4 protein-coding genes and 1 pseudogene are annotated in these 2,274 nt (G+C 42.1%); 3 read left to right on the top strand and 2 right to left on the bottom strand.

Translation table 11 applies throughout. The features are described from left to right. Both ACFINH_RS09540 and ACFINH_RS09535 read left to right on the top strand, forming a co-directional pair. The coding region (locus tag ACFINH_RS09540; protein WP_375632916.1) for a tail protein X at positions 1 to 165 on the top strand (165 nt) is incomplete at its 5' end. Next, entirely contained in the window at positions 162 to 1,469 is a 1,308-nt protein-coding gene (locus tag ACFINH_RS09535) for a contractile injection system protein, VgrG/Pvc8 family (RefSeq protein ID WP_375632914.1), read from the top strand. The genes ACFINH_RS09540 and ACFINH_RS09535, both read left to right, overlap by 4 nt. Positions 1,470 to 1,507: 38 nt before the next feature. Here the strand turns inward: ACFINH_RS09535 and ACFINH_RS09530 are convergent, their stop codons facing one another. Together ACFINH_RS09530 and ACFINH_RS09525 are read right to left on the bottom strand one after the other, a co-directional pair. Beyond that, positions 1,508 to 1,831: a type II toxin-antitoxin system PemK/MazF family toxin gene (locus tag ACFINH_RS09530; protein WP_273791686.1), complete on the bottom strand. Its 324-nt coding sequence runs from the start codon at positions 1,829 to 1,831 to the stop codon at positions 1,508 to 1,510. Further along, positions 1,831 to 2,055 (bottom strand): antitoxin MazE family protein, encoded by a 225-nt coding sequence (locus tag ACFINH_RS09525; protein ID WP_273791685.1) that lies wholly within the window; start codon positions 2,053 to 2,055, stop codon positions 1,831 to 1,833. The genes ACFINH_RS09530 and ACFINH_RS09525 overlap by 1 nt, the downstream gene beginning before the upstream one ends. A gap of 142 nt (positions 2,056 to 2,197) precedes the next feature. Between ACFINH_RS09525 and ACFINH_RS09520 the strand changes: the two are divergent. Further along, a pseudogene (locus ACFINH_RS09520) lies at positions 2,198 to 2,274 on the top strand (lysozyme); the annotation flags it as partial.

The following is a 2,274-nucleotide window of genomic DNA, read 5'->3' as shown; positions in this document are numbered from 1 at the left end:
TATGCAAAGGGTCAACAAGCCCTTGCTGTTGAACGCGTTTATGCAGCAAATTTTGGTCTTGCAGACTATGGACCCATCTTAAAAGCAGGCATCACAATCGTTTTGCCAACCCTCCCCTATCCTAAAGCCACACCGGTGATTAGAATTTGGGGCAGTCAATCATGAAACCTTTTTGCACGGTTCTGGCAAATGGAGAAGACATCACAAAAACTCTTATGGATTATGTTTTGTCGATTGAAATTACCGATGAAGCAGAAAACAAAAGTGATCGTATCACTATAGAGCTTGATGACCGCGCACGCGACAGTGATAACGGCTTTCTCGATATTCCTCTCATCGGAACAATCATTTCCGTAACACTTGGCTATGAAGGCGGCAAAAACCGCGATATGGGAGCCTATCTGATTGATGAAATCTCTGTAAGCAGCCCACCCCAAAGCTTAAGTGTAACAGGGCGCGCCGCCTCTATGAATACGTCTTATAGAACACCCAAAAGCCAATCCTATCACCAACAAACCCTTGGCAGTATTGTTCAAGAGATAGCAGAGCGCAATGGCTATACACCAAAAGTTGACCCTGCTCTTGCTAAAATTGTTGTGCGTCACATTGATCAAACTTCTGAAAGCGATATGGCTTTTGCTACGCGCCTTGCAGAAGACTATGATGCGGTAGCAAAACCCGTTGATGGCAAGCTTGTTTTGGCTAGACGGGGGGAAGGCAAAGCCATCACTGGTGAAACACTCCCCGTTATTGTTATTCATGAGAAACATTGTACCTCTTGGGATTTTAAATACAGCGCACGAGATGAAGCAGGTGCAGCCAATGGCTTAGAAACGGATGTGGGGGACGATCAAAAAGCTGCAGCTGATGCACGAGAACCAGAAGAGATTGATGATGATGAAAACTTTATCCATATGGATAACAGTGACAGAGCATCATCATCTGAATCAGAAAAAGCAGAAAAAGAATCTGAGAAAGAAGAAGAAGACAAAGAGAAAAAAGGCGGTGTTCTCGCAACCTATCATGATATCCGCAGTGGTGAAAAAAAAGAAGTCAAAGTTGGTAACCCACCGTTTCATGAACTCAAATACACCTACCATAACCAATCAGAGGCTGTTGCGGCCATTGCTGCTTATCGCAACAAATCATCACGCGGTAAATCTTCTTTCTCATGTGATATCGGAGGTGATCCGTTTGTGCAAGCAGAAGCAAAGCTTGTTCAAGAGCCCCCTTTCCGCCCCTATATTCCAGCAGAATGGCGCATCAAAAGTGTTCAGCACAAACTTGATAAAACGGGTGGTTACACCACAAAAATAGAATGCGAACTTTTTGATGAAGCCCAAGAAGACACAGCTGGAAACGTTGCAAACACCACACCAGACAAGGACGATACCCTTGATCCAAACGCTCCACCAAACGCATGTGACGAAGGCGAAGGCGTCATCCATATGGATGAAGAGGATAGATAAACAAAGCTATTTTATGATGATAAAAAGAAATATTATTTTTATTTTACTATTCCTAAAAATACAGCTAAACAGCGTTCAATTTCTACCATTTTATCTGCATGAATGGAGCCGAAAGCTGGACTAACTTTTTCACATCTTACCGTCATAATCTTATCAATCATGACTTGCGAAGGTTTTTGCAAACCATTTTTAGCGGTTGGCTGAATCGTAATGCGGAGTAATGGCGCATCAACAAGTGTACTAGTAATGGGTAAAACCGTTACACTTGTATGCTCACTGAATTGATTAGCTTGAATGATTAACGCAGGTCTTGGTTTACCAAAATCGCCTTGCATAGCTATTGTGACGAGAGATCCACGCATTACTCTGTCCAGCCATCAACATCCATTAAAGATTGATCCATCAACAACTGCATAGATGTATCTGTTTTATCCATTTTTGCGACTAAGCGACATTGGCGTCGGCACTCTTCTGCAAAGTTCGGTTGGCGAATATCTGGTACCCAAATTTGCATTAAACGCAAACCTGCTTTTCTTTGTGCGTTGCGATGTTTTTGAACGCGTTCATTGACGTGCATTGTAGCCATAACAAAATCTCCATTATGTTTCATGTAACGTATAACACAGAAAAAAGTTACATGAAACGAGATTTTTAATAAAAGGCAATAATTGCAATTTTTAATATTCACTCATCCCCGCCTTGTGTGGGGCTTTTTTATGGAGCAACACATGCGAAAAATATCATCAGAAGGGCTAGCACTTATTAAACAATGGGAAGGCTTGCGTTTAAACGCCTACAAAGATAC

The organism is Bartonella sp. AA74HLJMH, from assembly GCF_042197045.1.
GTDB lineage: Bacteria > Pseudomonadota > Alphaproteobacteria > Rhizobiales > Rhizobiaceae > Bartonella.
This window is presented reverse-complemented; position numbering and strand designations above follow the sequence as displayed.

What these genes read in the sequence shown, in the direction of transcription:
- ACFINH_RS09525 (WP_273791685.1), bottom strand. Translation starts at nt 2,055, where the DNA reads ATGGCTACAATGCACGTCAATGAACGCGTTCAAAAACATCGCAACGCA.
- ACFINH_RS09530 (WP_273791686.1), bottom strand. Translation starts at nt 1,831, where the DNA reads ATGCGTGGATCTCTCGTCACAATAGCTATGCAAGGCGATTTTGGTAAA.
- ACFINH_RS09535 (WP_375632914.1), top strand. Translation starts at nt 162, where the DNA reads ATGAAACCTTTTTGCACGGTTCTGGCAAATGGAGAAGACATCACAAAA.